19 protein-coding genes and 1 pseudogene are annotated in these 17,299 nt (G+C 63.3%); 12 read left to right on the top strand and 8 right to left on the bottom strand.

The features are described from left to right. Window positions 1-22: 22 nt before the first annotated feature. Window positions 23-871, bottom strand: coding sequence for an ABC transporter permease (locus tag P9239_RS11895; protein WP_404980021.1), 849 nt, complete (start codon window positions 869-871; stop codon window positions 23-25). A gap of 7 nt (window positions 872-878) precedes the next feature. Further along, a complete protein-coding gene (gene nodI / locus P9239_RS11890) occupies window positions 879-1,832 on the bottom strand; it encodes a nodulation factor ABC transporter ATP-binding protein NodI (RefSeq protein ID WP_309750983.1) in 954 nt (317 codons plus the stop codon). 294 nt (window positions 1,833-2,126) lie between these two features. Between nodI and P9239_RS11885 the strand changes: the two genes are divergently transcribed. Next, window positions 2,127-2,636, top strand: a complete 510-nt coding sequence (locus tag P9239_RS11885; RefSeq protein ID WP_309750980.1) for a universal stress protein — start codon at window positions 2,127-2,129, stop codon at window positions 2,634-2,636. Window positions 2,637-2,672: 36 nt separating this feature from the next. Here P9239_RS11885 and P9239_RS11880 read toward each other — a convergent pair. The 3 genes and pseudogenes from P9239_RS11880 to lexA all read right to left on the bottom strand — a co-directional run bounded on the left by P9239_RS11880 (window position 2,673) and on the right by lexA (window position 4,503). Continuing rightward, window positions 2,673-3,259: pseudogene (locus P9239_RS11880) on the bottom strand (DUF2939 domain-containing protein). Window positions 3,260-3,351: 92 nt separating this feature from the next. Continuing rightward, on the bottom strand, window positions 3,352-3,687 hold the full coding sequence (locus tag P9239_RS11875; protein WP_309750978.1) for a hypothetical protein: 336 nt from the start codon (window positions 3,685-3,687) through the stop codon (window positions 3,352-3,354). A 147-nt stretch (window positions 3,688-3,834) separates the two neighbouring features. Continuing rightward, entirely contained in the window at window positions 3,835-4,503 is a 669-nt protein-coding gene (lexA, locus tag P9239_RS11870) for a transcriptional repressor LexA (RefSeq protein ID WP_309750976.1), read from the bottom strand. A 248-nt stretch (window positions 4,504-4,751) separates the two neighbouring features. Here lexA and P9239_RS11865 point away from each other — a divergent pair, with 248 nt between their 5' ends. The 6 genes from P9239_RS11865 (at window position 4,752) to P9239_RS11840 (ending at window position 10,775) form a co-directional block, all read left to right on the top strand. After that, a complete protein-coding gene (locus tag P9239_RS11865; protein ID WP_309750974.1) occupies window positions 4,752-5,798 on the top strand; it encodes a sulfate ABC transporter substrate-binding protein in 1,047 nt (348 codons plus the stop codon). 106 nt (window positions 5,799-5,904) lie between these two features. Next, window positions 5,905-6,789: a sulfate ABC transporter permease subunit CysT gene (gene cysT / locus P9239_RS11860; RefSeq protein ID WP_309750973.1), complete on the top strand. Its 885-nt coding sequence runs from the start codon at window positions 5,905-5,907 to the stop codon at window positions 6,787-6,789. Beyond that, window positions 6,786-7,688, top strand: coding sequence for a sulfate ABC transporter permease subunit CysW (gene cysW / locus P9239_RS11855; protein WP_404980022.1), 903 nt, complete (start codon window positions 6,786-6,788; stop codon window positions 7,686-7,688). The genes cysT and cysW overlap by 4 nt, the downstream gene beginning before the upstream one ends. A 15-nt stretch (window positions 7,689-7,703) precedes the next feature. Beyond that, the gene (locus tag P9239_RS11850) at window positions 7,704-8,774 is read left to right on the top strand and encodes a sulfate ABC transporter ATP-binding protein (protein WP_309750971.1); all 1,071 of its coding nucleotides are present in this window, start codon (window positions 7,704-7,706) and stop codon (window positions 8,772-8,774) included. Window positions 8,775-8,813: 39 nt separating this feature from the next. After that, on the top strand, window positions 8,814-9,740 hold the full coding sequence (locus P9239_RS11845; protein ID WP_175940234.1) for a CysB family HTH-type transcriptional regulator: 927 nt from the start codon (window positions 8,814-8,816) through the stop codon (window positions 9,738-9,740). Between the two features lie 33 nt (window positions 9,741-9,773). Continuing rightward, complete coding sequence (locus P9239_RS11840; protein ID WP_309750968.1) at window positions 9,774-10,775, top strand: asparaginase; 1,002 nt, start codon at window positions 9,774-9,776, stop codon at window positions 10,773-10,775. A 163-nt stretch (window positions 10,776-10,938) separates the two neighbouring features. On the opposite strand, the gene P9239_RS11835 is transcribed toward P9239_RS11840, so the two are convergent. From P9239_RS11835 to gcl, 3 genes are read right to left on the bottom strand one after another with little or no spacing between them, the layout of a single operon-like run. Continuing rightward, window positions 10,939-11,847 (bottom strand): 2-hydroxy-3-oxopropionate reductase, encoded by a 909-nt coding sequence (locus P9239_RS11835; RefSeq protein ID WP_309750967.1) that lies wholly within the window; start codon window positions 11,845-11,847, stop codon window positions 10,939-10,941. Between the two features lie 28 nt (window positions 11,848-11,875). Beyond that, complete coding sequence (gene hyi / locus P9239_RS11830; protein ID WP_309750964.1) at window positions 11,876-12,676, bottom strand: hydroxypyruvate isomerase; 801 nt, start codon at window positions 12,674-12,676, stop codon at window positions 11,876-11,878. Between the two features lie 44 nt (window positions 12,677-12,720). Next, window positions 12,721-14,496: a glyoxylate carboligase gene (gene gcl / locus P9239_RS11825; RefSeq protein WP_309750961.1), complete on the bottom strand. Its 1,776-nt coding sequence runs from the start codon at window positions 14,494-14,496 to the stop codon at window positions 12,721-12,723. 171 nt (window positions 14,497-14,667) lie between these two features. Between gcl and P9239_RS11820 the strand changes: the two genes are divergently transcribed. From P9239_RS11820 to rplI, 5 genes are all read left to right on the top strand, one after another. Beyond that, window positions 14,668-15,630 carry a LysR substrate-binding domain-containing protein gene (locus P9239_RS11820; RefSeq protein WP_309750959.1) on the top strand — a complete coding sequence of 321 codons (963 nt, stop codon included), beginning with the start codon at window positions 14,668-14,670 and terminating at the stop codon, window positions 15,628-15,630. A 132-nt stretch (window positions 15,631-15,762) separates the two neighbouring features. After that, window positions 15,763-16,134 (top strand): 30S ribosomal protein S6, encoded by a 372-nt coding sequence (gene rpsF, locus P9239_RS11815; RefSeq protein ID WP_061117413.1) that lies wholly within the window; start codon window positions 15,763-15,765, stop codon window positions 16,132-16,134. A gap of 45 nt (window positions 16,135-16,179) precedes the next feature. Then, window positions 16,180-16,479, top strand: a complete 300-nt coding sequence (gene priB, locus P9239_RS11810) for a primosomal replication protein N (protein ID WP_309750953.1) — start codon at window positions 16,180-16,182, stop codon at window positions 16,477-16,479. A 2-nt stretch (window positions 16,480-16,481) separates the two neighbouring features. Next, window positions 16,482-16,757: a 30S ribosomal protein S18 gene (gene rpsR / locus P9239_RS11805; protein WP_007000150.1), complete on the top strand. Its 276-nt coding sequence runs from the start codon at window positions 16,482-16,484 to the stop codon at window positions 16,755-16,757. A gap of 28 nt (window positions 16,758-16,785) precedes the next feature. Next, entirely contained in the window at window positions 16,786-17,241 is a 456-nt protein-coding gene (rplI, locus tag P9239_RS11800; RefSeq protein WP_309750941.1) for a 50S ribosomal protein L9, read from the top strand. Window positions 17,242-17,299 lie beyond the last annotated feature (58 nt).

Here is a 17,299-nt window from a genome sequence, read left to right as displayed (position 1 = left end):
CGCTACGGTCCATCGCCGTTTTTCATTTCATCATGCGACGGCGGAACAGCCACGCGCACGCGAAAAACGGCAGCACGGCATACGCGGTGAGCACGCCCGCGTGCAGCGCGAAGCCATCGAGCGGACGGCCGAGCATCGCGGGGCGTATCAGTTCGACTGCGTGAACGAGCGGCAGCGCCTGCGTCACGTGCTGCGCGAGCGCGGGCAGTTGCGCCACCGGAAAGAAGACGCCGGAGAGCAGCAGCATCGGCGTGAGCGCGAGCGTCTGATAGAACATGAAGAAGTCGTAGCTCGGCGCAATGGCGGTGACGATCATCGCGGTGCTCGCGAACGCCAGCCCCGTCAACACGATGACGGGCAGCGCGAGCAGCATCGACGGAAAACTCGCGTAGCCGAGCGCGCCCGCGACCAGCATGATCGCGACGCCCGAGAGCACGGACTTGCTCGCCGCCCAGACGACTTCGCCGAGCACGATATCGCCGAGCGTGAGCGGCGTGTGCATGATCGCTTCCCACGTGCGCTGAACGTGCATGCGCGAAAAACCGGAGTACATCGCTTCGAAACTTGCGGACATCATGACGCTCGACGCCACGGTGCCCGCCGCCAGAAACGCGATATACGACACGCCCTCGACATGCCCGACCATCAGCCCGAGACCGAGTCCGAGGCCGAACAGATAGATCATCGGGTCCGCGAGATTGCCGATCATCGAGGCGACCGCGAGCTTCTTCCAGACGAGGTAGTTGCGCCGCCAGACGGACATCCAGTGCGTTGCGTTCGCGGGCAGCGCGTTCGTGAACGGCGCGACGTCGTTCGAGTGCGTCTCGTCGGGGTTCTTCGTTGCGACGCGCGGCTGATCGTAGGTTTCCATCTCGTTTTCAATCCACCATTTCGCGGCCGGTCAGGCGCAGAAAAACATCTTCCAGATTCGCCGGACGATGCAGATAACGCACGCCCTCGCGCCCTTTGACGCGCGCATGAACGGCTTGCGGATCGTCGACGTAGCAGAAAAGCGTTTCGCCGCTCACTTCCATGCGCTCGACAAGCGGCGCCAGTTCGGCGGCCAGCGCCTGCGGATCGGGGCCGTAAATTTCGATCACGTCCGAGCCGATCACCGACGCGATCAGATCGCGCGGCCGCCCCTCGGCAATCTTGCGGCCTTCTTCGATCACGCAGACGCGGTCGCACAGGCGCTCGGCTTCTTCCATGAAATGCGTGGTGAGCAGCATGGTCTTGCCGCGCGCCAGCAGCGAGCGCAGACGCTCCCAGATGAGATGGCGGGCCTGCGGATCGAGACCGGTCGTGGGTTCATCCATGATGAGCACGTCCGGATCGTTGACGAGGGCGCGCGCCAGCGTCAGCCGCCGCTTCATGCCGCCGGACAATTCGCCGACGCGCGCATCCGCCTTGTTCTCAAGCCGCGCGAACTCGAGCAGCGACGGCACGAGCGCGTCCATGCGCGCGCCCGCGATGCCGAAATAGCGGCCGAAAACGACGAGGTTCTCCCGTACGCTGAAGTCGGGATCGAGATTGTCGAACTGCGGCACGACGCCGACGCGTTCACGGGCGAAACGCGCGCGCGACGGCACCGGTTCGCCGACGAGCCGGATGGCCCCGCTATCGGGCGATGTCATGCCGAGCAACATTCTGAGCGTCGTCGTCTTGCCTGCGCCGTTCGGGCCGAGCAGCCCGAAGCATTCGCCGGGGCGCACGTCGAACGAGAGGCCATCGACGACGTTCTTTGCGCCGTAGCGTTTTATGACTTCGCTGAAATCGATTGCGGGCGCGCCGTCTGCATCAGCTGCGCGCTGCGGCGAGTTGCGCTGTGTCATGCGTTTCCTGGCTGGAGAAATCCAGCGAGCTAGTGTAATCGAATGCACCAGTGCGGCGCTCGGGACGAGCCGGAGCGGTGCTTCTGGCGCATCTTCCGGACACCGCGAAAGCCGCCGGCGTTGCGCGGCGGGCATCGCGCGGATCTGGCACGGGTCCAGCTTGTCACCGTTCGGACTGCGGGCGCCTTCGGTGTGCTTGCCTTTTGTTAGCGTTTTCCATCGTTGCCACGGCTGTCGCGGCACACGATTATGAAGTTACGCCGCAGTCAATGTGCGTTGCGGCAGGGAGGCATGATGACGAGCTACAAAAAAATTCTGCTGTGCTACGACGGCTCCCGAGAGGGCCGCAAGGCGCTGCGCCAGGGCGCGAATCTCGCGCTCGACCTGAACGCGGAAACGCACGTGCTCGCGGTCGTGGATATGCGATCGAGCATCGCGCAGAGCGCCGGATTGCTGACCGACATGGCGTGCGGGCGCTTCGAGGATGCGGCACGCGACATTCTGCAAGAAGGTGTCGACTGGCTGCGCGAACGCGGTGTGCCGGCGCAGGGACACTTCGCGTTCGGCCATCCGATCGACGAGATTGCTGCGCTGGCGGACAGCCTCAAGGTCGATCTCGTCGTGGTCGGGCATCGCTGCCGTAGCGGCCTCGCACGCTGGTGGATGGGCGCCGGCAACACGCCTTTGCTGGATCGCGTGTCGTGCAGCATTCTGGTTGCGGTTTGTCAGGCGGGCGAATCGGCTGAAGCGGAAGATGCGGCTGCGTATGCCGCGAAGCCGGCGAAGGCCGAAGCGGGCGCCTGAGCTTCCGACGACTGATCGCGCGGGCGCGTCAGCGCGTCAGCCGTTGAGTTCGACGGCGACGAGCTTCCATGACACCAGACCGCTGCGGTGGAAGATGGCGGAATACCGGGCATCGCCCGCGCCGTGCCGGTACGTCACGACGAACGTGTTGATCCCGCGATAGCCGGCCGTTGTCTGCGGCGGTTGCCGGGACGCTTCCGGCGCAGGCGCGCTTGCCGGCGTGGGCGCGTTCGCACTCGTTTGGCCGGGCGCGGGCGGACGTTCGCCGGGATTGCCGCGCGGCGGTATGCCGTTCAGGATGGCCGCGACACCATCCGGCGTCGCATACGAATCCACGAGCGGGCCGACTAGCGCGGCCCCGATCATCGCGCCGATGATCGCCAGCGGGTTGCCGCTCTTTGAAGATCGATGCGCCGCGTGAGCAGCGCGGCTATCTGATCCTTCAGGCTTGCGCGCAACGCCGGGAAATCGACGTATTCGCTTACCGTCTGGGCGTCTCGCGCGTCGGCGGCCCGCTTGACGCGATCCAGCGCGATATACGGCGAGGCGTACACGAAACCGAGCGCCGCAACGAGCAACACGGCGGCGAGTGCAGCGACAACGAAGCGAGCGGTGCGGGACATGCGGTGGCGCAAGCGTCTACGAAAAGGTCATTGCACGATTGACCACGCCGCTATCGAATGATTCCGCGACCGCAACGCCAACATACGCGTTCTCAGGCGAGCGTTCCGCCTGAGAGGCCGGCGCGCTCTTCGTCGATGCAGCGGTCGATCATGCGCGACACTTCGCCGATCTTGCCGACCAGAATGAGCCGCGACTCGCTGCGATACACGCGTACGGGCGCGGGCCGTTGCGGCTCCGCGTGCACCGTCTGCGTCAGCGACACGCGCGCAAAAGCGGGCTGGCGCGATGGAAGCGCGGGCATGGAATCGAAAAGATCCGGCGCAGCCTCGGCCCGCGCAGGCGTAGCGCCGCCGCAGGAGATCAACGCACGCAGATGACGCAGGCGGCCGAACTGGCGAAAGGGCAGCAAACGGGCAAAACGTTCCATCATGACTCTCCAGACGATAGGACGCACCACGGCATGCCGCGAGCGGCTGCCGTCCGTGCTAGATGTACTCGAAACGCGCCGCGTCTTGCGTGGCGTGAACAGGCGTGGAAGGGGCGGTCAACGCGCTCTGAGCGCTGCCGCCTTCTACTAGAATTCGCCCGAGCGGATCAGGCCGACTGCAATGCCTTCGAGCGCGAAGTCACCGCTCCCGGAGCGCACGAAGATGTTCTCGTAGTCCGGGTTCTCCGCGATGAGCTCTACGCCGTCCGGGCGGCGCTTCCAACGCTTGACCGTGACGTCGTCGCCGAGGCGCGCGACGACGATCTGCCCATCTTTCGCTTCGGTCCGCTTCTGCACGGCGAGCAGATCGCCATCCAGAATGCCCGCGTCGCGCATGGACAAGCCGCGCACCTTCAGCAGATAGTCGGGCTTGCTGGAGAAGAACGCCGGGTCGCACGCATAGTGCTGAGAGATGTGCTCCTGAGCGAGGATCGGGCTACCTGCCGCCACACGCCCGACGAGCGGCAACGAGAGCTGCATGATGCTCGCGTGCGGCAGGGTGAACTGGTGTGGAACGTCTTCCGAACGGGCCGCGTCCCCAATGAGCCGGATGCCGCGCGACGAACCCGCCGCCAGCTCTATGACGCCCTTGCGCGCCAGGGCGCGCAGATGCTCTTCCGCCGAATTAGCGGAGCTAAAGCCAAGTTCGGCGGCAATCTCCGCGCGTGTAGGCGGAAAGCCGGTGCGCTCGATTGCGCGCTGAAGCAGTTCGAACACTTGCTGCTGGCGCGCGGTAAGTTTTGAGGATCTGGTCACTGGCTCGGGCCTCTCGTGCACTGTATGGATCAACAGATGACTGTATTTTTATACAGTACTTCGCGTTTTTCAAGCATTACTTTAAGTTCGGCTCGAAACGTCGCGTGCAGCCACGACGATGGCGCCCGTCGGGCGTACGCGTCCGCTTTAGCAGCTTTCGATATAAAAGACTGAAAAACGATTATTTCTGTTCATATAGGGCCGCCGATAGACTGATTCCGTCAATTGGATAAGACGGAGAACGGGGAATGCAAAGCATCAAAGCGGGATTAGGGACCAACTTACGCCGCGCGTTGACGGCGCTTGCGCTGACGACGGCGGGCATCGGCGCGATTGTCGGAACGAGCGCGCAGGCACAGGCTCAGACGTCGTTCCTGAACGTGTCGTACGACCCGACCCGCGAGTTGTATCAGGACTTCAATCAGGCGTTCGCCAAGAAGTGGAAGGCCGAGACCGGCGAAACCGTCACGTTCAAGCAGTCGCACGGCGGCTCGGGCGGACAGGCGCGTGCAGTGCTCGACGGCCTACAGGCGGACGTCGTGACGCTCGCGCTCGCCTACGACATCGACGCGCTCGCGGGCAAGGGGCTCGTCGCCGCGGACTGGCAAAAGCGCCTGCCGGATAACGCTTCGCCGTACACGTCGACGATCGTGTTTCTCGTGCGCAAGGGCAATCCGAAGCACATCAAGGACTGGGACGACCTCGCGAAGCCCGGCATCTCGATCGTGACGCCGAATCCGAAGACCTCGGGCGGGGCGCGTTGGAACTATCTCGCCGCATGGGCCTACGCGCAGCACAAGCCGGGCGGCAACGAGCAGACGGCGAAGGACTTCGTCGCCAAGCTTTACAAGAACGCGGGCGTGCTCGACTCGGGCGCGCGCGGCGCCACGACGAGCTTCGTGCAGCGCGGCCAGGGCGACGTACTGATCGCGTGGGAGAACGAGGCGTTTCTGTCGCTGAAGGAGTTCGGGCCGGAGAAGTTCGAGATCGTGGTGCCGTCGGCGAGCATTCTTGCCGAGCCGCCCGTCGCCGTGGTCGACAAGGTGGTCGACAAGCACGGCACGTGCAAGCTCGCCGAGGCGTATCTGAAGTATCTCTATAGCGACGAAGGCCAGCAGATCGCGGCGCGCAACTTCTATCGCCCGCGCTCGGACAAGGTGCCTGCCGAACTCACGAAGCAGTTCCCGAAGATCAAGCTCTACACCGTCGACGACACCTTCGGCGGCTGGGCGAAAGCGCAAAAGACGCATTTCGCGGATGGCGGCGTGTTCGACTCGATCTATCAGCCACAGTAAGCGCGCGATACGTAGGCAAACCGAAGCGGCGCGCCATGACGCCGCCGGTCACACAAGCATTCGATGAACGCGCTCCCCGGCGCACTGGAACAGGACGAAAGCAAGGATGACGACTTTCACTTGGCGCAAGCCGAGCGCGCTACCGGGCTTCGGCCTGACGCTCGGCATCACGCTCGCGTACTTGAGCCTCGTGGTGCTGATCCCGCTCGCCGCCACGTTCGCGAAGACGGCGACGCTCGACTGGGCGCAGTTCGTCCGCGCGGTGACATCGCCGCGTGTGCTGGCGTCGTATCGGCTCACGTTCGGCGCGGCGCTCGGCGGGGCGCTCATCAACGCGGTCTTCGGCTTTCTCGTCGCGTGGGTGCTCGTGCGCTACACCTTTCCGATGAAGCGCATCGTGGACGCCATCGTCGATTTGCCGTTCGCACTGCCGACCTCCGTCGCGGGTATATCGCTCGCGGCCGTCTATGCGGGCAACGGCTGGATCGGTCAGTTCCTCGCGCCGCTCGGCGTCAAGGTCGCGTTCACGCCGCTCGGCGTGCTCGTGGCGCTGACGTTCATCGGCTTGCCGTTCGTCGTGCGTACCGTGCAGCCGGTGCTGGAGGACTTCGAGCGCGAGCAGGAAGAAGCCGCCGCGTGCCTCGGCGCGACGCGCTGGCTGACGTTTCGCCGCGTGGTGCTGCCGTCGCTCTTTCCGGCGCTTCTGACGGGCTTTGCGCTCGCGTTCGCGCGCGCGCTCGGCGAATACGGCTCAGTCATCTTTATCGCGGGCAATGTGCCGATGAAGTCGGAAATCACGTCGCTTCTCATCATCACGAAGCTCGAACAATACGACTATGCGGGCGCGACCGCGCTCGCCGTCGTCATGTTGTGCGTGTCCTTTCTGATGTTGCTTTTGATTAACACGCTGCAATGGTTCCTGCAACGGCGCACGAGCCGCACGGGTGCTGTCCCTGCGCACGCACTATCGGCGCAAGGGAGCCAAGCATGAGCACGCCGGACACCAAAGCCATCGCGATGAACACCGCCGCACCGCGCGCTACGCGAACGCTCGATCCCGTCACCGAATCGCGCGCGGTGCGCTGGCTCCTCACGGGCATCGCGCTCGTGTTTCTTGCGCTCTTTCTCGTGGTGCCGCTCGTCGCGGTGTTCGCGCAGGCGTTCGCGAAGGGCATCGACTATTACTTCGAGTCGCTGAAAGATCCTGACGCGTGGTCCGCCATCAAGCTCACCTTGACGACTGCGGCTATTGCGGTGCCGCTCAACGTCGTGTTTGGCCTTGCGGCATCGTGGGCGATCGCGAAGTTCGACTTCCGCGGCAAGGCGCTCTTGACCACGCTCATCGACTTGCCGTTCTCCGTTTCGCCCGTAATTTCTGGCCTTATTTACGTGCTGATGTTCGGCGCGCAGGGCTGGTTCGGTCCGTGGCTCGCGGCGCACGACGTGCAGATCATTTTCGCGGTGCCGGGCATCGTGCTCGCGACGATCTTCGTGACGTTTCCGTTCGTCGCGCGCGAACTGATTCCGCTGATGCAGGCGCAAGGCAACGACGAGGAAGAAGCCGCACATGTGCTGGGCGCTTCGGGCTGGCAGATTTTTCGCCGCGTGACGCTGCCGAACGTGAAGTGGGGCCTGCTGTATGGCGTGATTCTCTGCAATGCACGCGCCATGGGCGAGTTCGGCGCGGTTTCGGTGGTATCGGGCCACATTCGCGGACAGACCGACACCATGCCGCTGCACGTCGAGATTCTCTACAACGAATACAACTTCTCGGCCGCGTTCGCCGTAGCGTCGCTCCTCGCGTTGCTCGCGCTCGTGACGCTCGGGCTGAAGCTCGTCGCGGAACGCCGCATGTCGCAATCGCTCGCGGAAAGCGGCGCGACGAACTAAGGCAAAGGACACATCATGAGCATCATTGTTCGCAATCTGCAGAAGCGCTTCGGCGATTTCACCGCGCTCGACAACGTCACGCTCGACTTTCCCGCGGGCGAACTCGTCGCGCTGCTCGGACCGTCGGGATGCGGCAAGACCACGCTGCTGCGCGTGATCGCGGGCCTCGAATATGCGGATGCCGGTCAGGTCGTGCTGAACGGCGAAGACGTCGCGCAAGTGGGCGCACGGGACCGGCAAGTGGGCTTCGTCTTCCAGCACTACGCGCTCTTCAGACACATGACGGTGTTCGAGAACGTCGCGTTCGGTCTGCGCGTGAAACCGCGCCGCGAGCGTCCGTCGGAAGCCGTGATCCGCGAGAAAGTGCATGAGTTGCTCAAGCTCGTGCAGCTCGACTGGCTCGCGCAGCGGTTTCCTTCGGAGCTTTCGGGCGGGCAGCGGCAACGCATCGCGCTCGCGCGCGCGCTCGCTGTCGAACCGAAAGTACTGCTGCTCGACGAGCCCTTCGGCGCGCTCGACGCGAAAGTGCGCAAGGAATTGCGAAGCTGGCTGCGCCGCCTGCATGACGACCTGCATATCTCCACGCTTTTCGTCACGCATGATCAGGAAGAGGCGCTCGAAGTGGCGGATCGCATCGTCGTGATGAATCATGGCCGCGTGGAGCAGGTCGGCAGCCCGCAGGATGTGTACGATCATCCACAGACGTCGTTCGTGTATGAATTTCTCGGCGCGGCGAACCGCCTTCAGGGACATGTCGATGCAGGCGGCTTCGTCGCGGATGGCGCGGCGCAAGCCATCGCAGCCCAGGCGCATTTCAGCGGCCGTGCGCTCGCTTATGTGCGTCCGCACGATCTCGCGCTGTACCGTGCCGACGATGCCGAGGGCTTCGCGCATCGCGACGGCATCGTGGTCGGCGTGCGGCGCGTCGTGACGCTCGGCGGTTCGGTGCGTGTGGAATTGGAAGGCGACGCGGGCGGCGTGCTCGAAGCGGAACTGGATCGTGAAGCGTGGCGCGCGCTGAAGCTCGATATCGGCGATGGCGTGCGCGCCGTGCCGCGCGCGCTGCGCGTCTTTCCGGCGCAATGAGACATCCATAAAACGGCAGCAAGACAAGAGAGGCGGACTATGAACTTCCAGCAATTGCGCTTCGTGCGCGAGGCCGTGCGTCAGAACATGAATCTGACGGAAGTGGCGAACGTGCTGTACACGTCGCAGTCGGGCGTGTCCAAGCAGATCAAGGATCTCGAAGACGAACTGGGCGTCGATATCTTCATTCGGCGAGGCAAACGGCTCACCGGCCTGACCGAGCCGGGCAAGCAGGTGCATCAGCTGATCGAGCGCATGCTGCTGGATGCGGAGAATCTGCGGCGCGTGGCGCGCCAGTTCGCGGATCAGGACAACGGACATCTCGTGGTCGCCACGACGCACACGCAGGCTCGCTATGCGCTGCCCAAAGTAATCCGTCAGTTCACCGAAGTATTTCCGAAGGTGCATCTGGCGCTGCGGCAGGGCAGTCCGCAACAGATCGCGCAGATGATCGTGAACGGCGAAGCGGATATCGGCATCTCGACCGAAGCGCTCGACCGCTATCCGGATATCGTCACGTTTCCCTGCTATTCGTGGCATCACACGGTCGTCGTGCCGAAGGACCATCCGCTGGTCGGGCGCAAGGACATTACGCTGGAGCAGATCGCCGAATATCCGATCGTCACTTACGATCAGGATTTCACGGGGCGTTCCCACGTCGATCAGGCGTTCGCGAGCGCGGGCGCCATGCCCGACATCGTGCTCACCGCCATCGATGCCGACGTGATCAAGACCTATGTGGAACTGGGCATGGGAATCGGCATCGTCGCTGCGATGGCTTATGACGCCAAGCGCGACACCGAACTCGTCGCGCTCGACACGCAGCATCTTTTCGAAGCGAGCACGACGCGCGTGGGCTTGCGCAAGGGCGCGTTCCTGCGCGCGTATGCGTACCGGCTGATCGAAATGTTCGCGCCGCAACTCGACGAAGCGCAGATCGCCGCGCAACTGCGCGAAGCGGCCTGAAACAGGCATGCCGGCTGATTTACAATCGCCGGCATGAACACACAGACTCTTCCTCGCATCGCCGTCCTTGCAACGGGCGGCACGATTGCCGGACAGGCCGGCGATGCTTCATCCACGGCGGGTTATAAGGCAGGCGTCGTAGGCGTCGACAAGCTGCTCGACGCGGTGCCTGCGCTCGCTTCCGTCGCGCGAATTCATGCCGAACAGATCGCGAGCATCGACAGCAAGGACATGAGCCCGGCGCTCTGGACGACGCTCGCCGCGCGCATCGACGCGCTCGCCACACAGGACGATATCGACGGTATCGTCATCACGCATGGCACGGATACGCTGGAAGAAACGGCGTATCTGCTGCATCTGACGGTGAAGACTTCGAAGCCTGTCGTGCTGACCGCCGCGATGCGGCCATCGACTGCGCTATCCGCCGACGGCCCGCTCAATCTCCTCAACGCGGTGACGGTCGCGGCTTCCAAACAAGCATCGGGGCAGGGCGTGCTCGTCGCGTTCAACAACCAGATTCACAGCGCGCGCGATGTGACGAAGACGAGCACGTATGCCGTCGATGCTTTCCGCTCGCCCGAAACCGGCGTGCTCGGTTGCGTGCAGGACGGACGCGTCGAATTTCAGCGTGCGGTCACGAAGCCGCATACGACGGCAAGCGAGTTCGCCGTGCCAAACAACTGGCCGATGGTCGAGATCGTCGCGAGCTATGCGGGCGTTTCGCGCATCGGCATCGATGCGCTCGTCGCGGCGGGCGCGAAGGGCATCGTCATCGCGGGGACGGGGAACGGTTCGATGCACGAACGCATCACGGAAGCCGTCAGCGATGCCGTAAAGGCGGGCGTGGCCGTGGTGCGGGCATCGCGCGTCGGTTCGGGACATGTGATGCGCAATGGCGCCGCTTGCGACGATGCGCTCGGCACGGTCTGCGCAGGCACGCTGAATCCGTACAAGGCGCGCGTGCTGTTGATGCTGGCGCTATCGGCCGGCATGAAGGACGCCGCGGCGCTGCAACGCCTCTTCGATACCTACTGAACGCAATCCGACGCGGACACCCGACGGCAAACCGTCTGACCGACCAAGGCTAACCCGGCGCGCCGCCGGGTGCCGCTCTCGGACCCCACTTGCCGCCCTCAGCCCAGAGCGACATTTGTCCCGCGTGCCCATACGCGGGACGCCCCACGGTTCAGGTGCGTGATTACGCAGCAGCCTTGGCTTGCTGCGGCTCGTCCGCTACCTGAAAGTTCGACATGATTTCGAGCGCGCGCACGAGCGCCGAGTGATCCCACGCTTTGCCGCCATTAGCCGCGCACACGCTGAACAACTGCTGCGCGCTCGCGGTGTGCGGCAGGGCGAGGCCCATCTTGCGCGCGCCATCGAGCGCCAGATTCAAGTCCTTCTGATGCAGTTCAATTCTGAAGCCGGGATTGAACGTGCGCTTCGTCATGCGCTCGCCATGCACTTCGAGAATGCGCGACGACGCGAAGCCGCCCATCAGCGCCTTGCGCACGCGTTCGGGATCGGCGCCCGAGCGCGATGCGAACAGCAGCGCCTCCGCGACCGCTTCGATGTTCAGCGCGACGATGATCTGATTGGCCACCTTGCAGGTCTGGCCCGCGCCGTTGTCGCCGATAAGCGAAATGTTCTTACCCATCAATTCGAAGAGCGGTTTGGCGATGTTGAACGACTTCTCCGGGCCGCCGACCATGATCGTGAGCGTTGCTTCGCGCGCGCCGACTTCGCCGCCGGACACGGGCGCATCGAGATAGTCGCAGCCGAGCGCGTTGATCTTTTTCGCGAACTCCTGCGTGTCGAGCGGGTTGATGGAACTCATGTCGATCACGAGCTTGCCGTGGCTCAAGCCGTTGGCCACGCCGTCATCGGCGAACAGGACGTTGGCGACATCGGGCGTGTCGGGCACCATCGTGATGACGATCTCGCTTGCCTGCGCGACGGCCGTCGAGTCCGCGACGACTTTCGTTTGCGCGCGGATATCGTCGGGCACCGGATACTTGCCGTTCACGACGAGCGCGTGACCGCCCTTAATGAGGTTGCGCGCCATATGCGCGCCCATGATGCCGAGGCCGATGAAACCGATCGTTGCCATACTATGTGCTCCTCCTTTGTGTCGTGGTTCAGGCAGCGGCGCGCGCCTTGTTGGATGCGATCGAGCGCAGCCAGCCGAGCCCGGCTTCCGTGCCCGCGAGCGGCTTGTATTCGCAGCCGATCCAGCCGTCGTAGCCGATTGAATCGAGCAGATCGAATAGGAACGCGTAATTGATTTCGCCGGTGCCGGGTTCGTTGCGGCCGGGGTTGTCGGCAAGCTGAATGTGCGCGATCGACGGCAGGTTCTTCTTGATCGTCGCGGCCAGTTCGCCTTCCATGCGCTGCATGTGATAGATGTCGTATTGCAGGAAGAGATTGTCAGAGCCGACCGAGCGAATGACGTCGAGTCCTTCGTGCGAACGGTTCAGCGCGAAGCCCGGAATGTCGTATGAATTGCAGGGCTCGACGAGCAGACGGATGCCTTCCTGCTTCAGCGCATCGGCGGCGAAACGTAGGTTCTCGATGATCGTTTCGCGCGCCTGTTGCGCCGAGACGCCCGCCGTCGGAATACCAACGAGGCAGTTCAGTTGCGGCACGTTCAGCGCCTTCGCGTACTCGATGGCGCGCGGCACGCCGTCGCGAAACTCGGCGACGCGATCCGGCAGACACGCGATGCCGCGCTCGCCTGCTTCCCAGTTACCGGCGGGCAGGTTGTGCAAGACGATCTGCAAGCCGCTGTCCTTCACGCGCGATTTCAGATCGCTGATCGAATACGGATACGGAAACAGGAATTCGACTGCCTTGAAGCCCGCGTTCGCCGCCGCCGCAAAGCGGTCGAGGAACGGGACTTCGTTGAAGAGCATCGTCAGATTCGCGGCGAATTTCGGCATTGTTCTTTTCCTGATGGTCGGTCAGTGGGTCGTCAGTTGATGCTTCAGTCGAGCGGCGTGACGGCGGTCGGCGCGTCGGCCTTACTTTCGGCGAGTTCCTCGAACTCGTTGATGGCGTCGATCTCGGTGCCCATTGCGATGTTGGTCACGCGTTCGAGAATCATCTCGACGACGACCGGCACCTGATGCTCCGCCGCGAGCGCTTGCGCTTGCTTCAGCGCACCGGCGATGTCCTCGGGCTTGAACACGCGCAGTGCCTTGCAGCCGAGGCCTTCGGCGACCGCGACATGATCCACGCCGTAGCCTTCCAGTTCCGGCGCGTTGATGTTGTCGAACGCGAGTTGCACGCAGTAGTCCATGTCGAAGCCGCGCTGCGCCTGACGAATGAGACCGAGATACGAGTTGTTCACGACGACATGCACGTACGGCAGCTTGAACTGCGCGCCCACCGCAAGCTCTTCGATCATGAACTGGAAGTCGTAGTCGCCCGACAGCGCGACGATCTTGCGTTGCGGATCCGCCGCACGCACGCCGAGCGCAGCGGGAATGGTCCAGCCGAGCGGGCCGGCCTGACCGCAGTTGATCCAGTTGCGCGCCTTGAACACATGCAGGAACTGCGCACCGGCAATCTGCGAAAGACCGATCGTCGTCACAAAGCACGTGTCGCGGTCGAACGCGAGGTTCATCTCTTCGTAGACGCGCTGCGGCTTCATCGGCACGTTGTCGAAGTGCGTCTTGCGCAGCATCGTGCGCTTGCGCTGTTGGCAGTCCGCGACCCACGCGCTACGGTCCTTCAGCTTGCCCGCGGCCTTCCACTCCTTCGCCACTTCGACGAAGAGTTCGAGCGCCGCCTTCGCATCCGAGACGATGCCGAGATCCGGTCCGAACACGCGGCCAATCTGCGTCGGCTCGATATCGACGTGAACGAACTTGCGGCCCTTCGTATAGACCTCGACGCTGCCCGTATGCCGATTCGCCCAGCGATTGCCGATGCCGAGCACGAAGTCCGATGCGAGCATCGTCGCGTTGCCGTAACGATGTGACGTCTGCAAGCCGACCATGCCGGCCATGAGCGGGTGGTCGTCAGCAATGGCGCCCCACGACATCAGCGTCGGGATGACCGGCACGCCAAGCGTTTCCGCGAATTGCACGAGCAGGTCTTCCGCCGCCGCGTTGAGCACGCCGCCGCCGGAGACGATAAGCGGCTTCTCGGCGTCGTTGAGCATCGCGAGCGCCTTCTCGATCTGCGCGCGCGTCGCTTTCGGCTTGTAGACCGGCAGCGGCTCGTAAGTGTCGATATCGAATTCGATCTCGGCGAGTTGCACGTCGATCGGCAAATCGACCAGCACGGGGCCGGGGCGGCCCGAGCGCATCAGGTGAAACGCCTGCTGGAACACCCGCGGCACGAGCGCCGGCTCGCGCACGGTGACGGCCCACTTCGTGACGGGCTTGGCGATCGATTCGATATCGACCGCCTGGAAGTCTTCCTTGTAGAGGCGCGCACGCGGCGCCTGACCGGTGATCGCGAGAATCGGAATCGAATCTGCCTGAGCCGAGTAAAGGCCGGTGATCATGTCCGTGCCCGCCGGTCCCGACGTGCCGATGCATACCCCGATGTTGCCGGGCGCGGCGCGCGTATAACCTTCGGCCATGTGCGATGCGCCTTCGACGTGGCGCGCGAGCACGTGACTAATGCTGCCCGCCTTGCGCAACGCCGAGTAGAACGGGTTGATGGCGGCGCCCGGCACGCCGAACGCGGTGTCGATCCCTTCCTTTTCCAGCACGAGGACGGCTGCGTCGACGGCTCTCATCTTGGCCATGAATGTCTCCTTCCTTCAGTCTCTTTCCGTTATCGCTGTCTGCATCGAAGCAGGGTTCCGTTGCACTTTAAGATTGTGAAAAAGGTTTGATAAGATGAGTTAGAGTCGCTTTTTCCCAAACAAAAAGTTTCGAATGATGCAGCGGCGCGGCTCGGCACAGGAGACAAGGAAATGGACCGCTTCAAGCAGATCGAGACGTTCGTGCGCGTCGCGGAAGCCGGCAGCCTCGCGGCGGCGGCGCTGGAGGAGGGCGTGTCGCCGGTTATTCTGGGACGGCGCATCGACGCGCTCGAAAAGCGCCTCGGCGTCAAGCTGATGTATCGCTCGACGCGGCGGCTCGTCGTGAGCGAAGAGGGCGCGGCGTTTCTCGACCGCTGCAAGAATCTGCTCGCCGAGTGGGATCAGGCGGAGAACGAACTCGCGGCGGGGCGGCGCGCGGTCGGCGGGCATCTGATCGTGTCGGCGCCGGCGGCATTCGGGCGCATGCACGTCGCCCCGCACGCGCCGGCGTTCCTTGCGGACAAGCCCGAATTGCAGATGTCGTTCAACCTGACCGACCGCGTCGTGGATCTGGTGCGCGAGGGCTACGATCTGTCGATTCGCATCGGCGGCACGGTCGATCCGAACTTCGTCGCGGTGAAGCTGGCGAGCAACCGGCGCGTGGTGTGCGGCACGCCCGCGTATTTCCGCAAGCACGGCAAGCCGAAATCGCTCGACGATCTGCCGAATCACAACTGCCTCGCGTTCAACCTGCAAGGCGGGCAGAACCGCGGCTGGTATTTCCGGCGCAACGGCAAGCTCGCGACGGTGCGCGTGAGCGGCAACCTCGACTGCAACGACGGCGAACTGCTGCATCGCTGGGTGTCGGAGGGACTCGGGCTCGGGTGGCGCTCTACCTGGGAGATTCAGCGCCAACTGGCAGCGGGCGAACTGGAAACCGTGCTGGACGAGTACGAGCTGCCGAACTACGACATATTGGCTGTCTACCCGCAACAACGCTACGTGCCGGCGCGCGTGCGGTACTTCATTGATTATTTGCGAGAAATCTACGCCCAGCCGGGATACTGGAGCCGCCGCGTCGAGCCGCCCGGCGAAACCCATCGGCAGGCGAACGCGGGCGCGCTAAATGATTGAAAAAGCGGCGAAAGTCAGTCGGAAAACTCCGGTTTGGCTTGCTGCCTGAGGGCGAAACGGTATATACTCGCTGGCTTCTCACTTGCCGCACCGGTCCGACGCTCGGGCGGCTTTAATCCAAAAGGAGTGAATATGCGTCATTACGAAATCGTCTTTATCGTGCATCCCGATCAGAGCGAGCAAGTGCCCGCGATGATCGAGCGTTACAAGAGCACGATCACGTCGCACGGTGGCCAGATCCACCGTATCGAGGACTGGGGCCGCCGCCAACTGGCCTACATGATCGAGAAACTCGCGAAGGCTCACTACGTCTGCATGAACATCGAATGCGACCAGGCGACGCTCGAAGAACTGGAACACGCGTTCAAGTTCAACGACGCCGTTCTTCGCCACCTCATCGTCAAGATGAAGAAGGCCGAAACCGGCCCGTCGCCGATGATGAAGGAAGTGCAGCGCGAAGAAGCCAAGAAGGCGGCCAGCCAGCCGTCCGAAGCGCAGGCTTAAGGACAGTTCAACACTGTCAAGCCACCAGGGAACCGAAACTCACTCGTGAACCGGCTGCAACTGACAGCGAGCGTCGTGGAACGCGAACCGGTGCGATATACGCCCGCCGGCATTCCAATCGCAAGCTGCACGTTGCAACACGCGGCAGAAGTCGTCGAAGCGGGCATCGCCCGGAAGATCGAACTGACAATGCCCGCGGTCGCGGCCGGAGAAGCGAGCGGCAGGCTGGAAAGCTGTCCGATGGGCGTCGAAACGCGCTTCACGGGCTTTCTGGCGAAAAAAGGCCGTAACTCCCGAACCCTGGTGTTTCACATCACAGAATTGCAGGACATTGGAAAGGACTGAACATGCCCCGCCCGACTGGTAAGAAATTCGACAAGCGTCGTCAGCAACAAAACCCGCTCTTCAAGCGCAAGAAGTTCTGCCGTTTCACGGCAGCCGGTGTCGAGTACATCGACTACAAGGACACGGAAACGCTGAAGGACTTCATCGGCGAAAACGGCAAGATCACGCCGGCTCGTCTGACTGGCACGAAGGCGCACTATCAGCGCCAGCTCGACACGGCAATCAAGCGCGCGCGTTTCCTCGCGCTCCTGCCGTACACCGACCTGCACAAGGCCTAATCAGACGACGCATAAGGAATAGCCAAAAATGCAAATCATTCTTTTGGAAAAGGTCGTCAACCTGGGCAACCTGGGCGACATCGTCAAGGTCAAGGACGGCTACGCACGTAACTTCCTGATCCCCGGCAAGAAGGCTCGCCGCGCGACCAAGGACGCGATCGCCGAATTCGAAGTTCGCCGCGCCGAACTCGAAAAGAACGCCGCTGAAAAGCTGGCTGCAGCGCAAGCACAAGGCGACAAGCTGAACGGCTTCACGGTTCAGATCTCGCAAAAGGCTGGCGTCGACGGCCGTCTGTTCGGTTCGGTCACGAACGCGGACATCGCCGAAGCGCTGAAGTCGCAAGGCTTCGCTGAAGTGGAAAAGGCGCAAGTGCGTCTGCCGCAAGGCCCGCTGAAGATGGTTGGCGACCATCCGGTTCAAGTAGCGCTGCACACGGACGTCATTGTCGACGTGACCGTGTCGGTGCTCGGCGAACACGCCTAAGTTTTAAGCGAGGCTTCGGCTTCGCGAGCAGTAAGAAAGGGCAGGAACCTTCGCGGGT

This window comes from Caballeronia sp. LZ062 (genome assembly GCF_031450785.1).
Taxonomy (GTDB): Bacteria; Pseudomonadota; Gammaproteobacteria; order Burkholderiales; family Burkholderiaceae; genus Caballeronia.
This window is presented reverse-complemented; position numbering and strand designations above follow the sequence as displayed.

Coding starts and splice junctions, on each gene's coding strand:
- P9239_RS11895 (WP_404980021.1), bottom strand. CDS start 871: ATGGAAACCTACGATCAGCCGCGCGTCGCAACGAAGAACCCCGACGAG.
- nodI (WP_309750983.1), bottom strand. CDS start 1,832: ATGACACAGCGCAACTCGCCGCAGCGCGCAGCTGATGCAGACGGCGCG.
- P9239_RS11885 (WP_309750980.1), top strand. CDS start 2,127: ATGACGAGCTACAAAAAAATTCTGCTGTGCTACGACGGCTCCCGAGAG.
- P9239_RS11875 (WP_309750978.1), bottom strand. CDS start 3,687: ATGGAACGTTTTGCCCGTTTGCTGCCCTTTCGCCAGTTCGGCCGCCTG.
- P9239_RS11865 (WP_309750974.1), top strand. CDS start 4,752: ATGCAAAGCATCAAAGCGGGATTAGGGACCAACTTACGCCGCGCGTTG.
- cysT (WP_309750973.1), top strand. CDS start 5,905: ATGACGACTTTCACTTGGCGCAAGCCGAGCGCGCTACCGGGCTTCGGC.
- cysW (WP_404980022.1), top strand. CDS start 6,786: ATGAGCACGCCGGACACCAAAGCCATCGCGATGAACACCGCCGCACCG.
- P9239_RS11850 (WP_309750971.1), top strand. CDS start 7,704: ATGAGCATCATTGTTCGCAATCTGCAGAAGCGCTTCGGCGATTTCACC.
- P9239_RS11845 (WP_175940234.1), top strand. CDS start 8,814: ATGAACTTCCAGCAATTGCGCTTCGTGCGCGAGGCCGTGCGTCAGAAC.
- P9239_RS11840 (WP_309750968.1), top strand. CDS start 9,774: ATGAACACACAGACTCTTCCTCGCATCGCCGTCCTTGCAACGGGCGGC.
- P9239_RS11835 (WP_309750967.1), bottom strand. CDS start 11,847: ATGGCAACGATCGGTTTCATCGGCCTCGGCATCATGGGCGCGCATATG.
- hyi (WP_309750964.1), bottom strand. CDS start 12,676: ATGCCGAAATTCGCCGCGAATCTGACGATGCTCTTCAACGAAGTCCCG.
- gcl (WP_309750961.1), bottom strand. CDS start 14,496: ATGGCCAAGATGAGAGCCGTCGACGCAGCCGTCCTCGTGCTGGAAAAG.
- P9239_RS11820 (WP_309750959.1), top strand. CDS start 14,668: ATGGACCGCTTCAAGCAGATCGAGACGTTCGTGCGCGTCGCGGAAGCC.
- rpsF (WP_061117413.1), top strand. CDS start 15,763: ATGCGTCATTACGAAATCGTCTTTATCGTGCATCCCGATCAGAGCGAG.
- rpsR (WP_007000150.1), top strand. CDS start 16,482: ATGCCCCGCCCGACTGGTAAGAAATTCGACAAGCGTCGTCAGCAACAA.
- rplI (WP_309750941.1), top strand. CDS start 16,786: ATGCAAATCATTCTTTTGGAAAAGGTCGTCAACCTGGGCAACCTGGGC.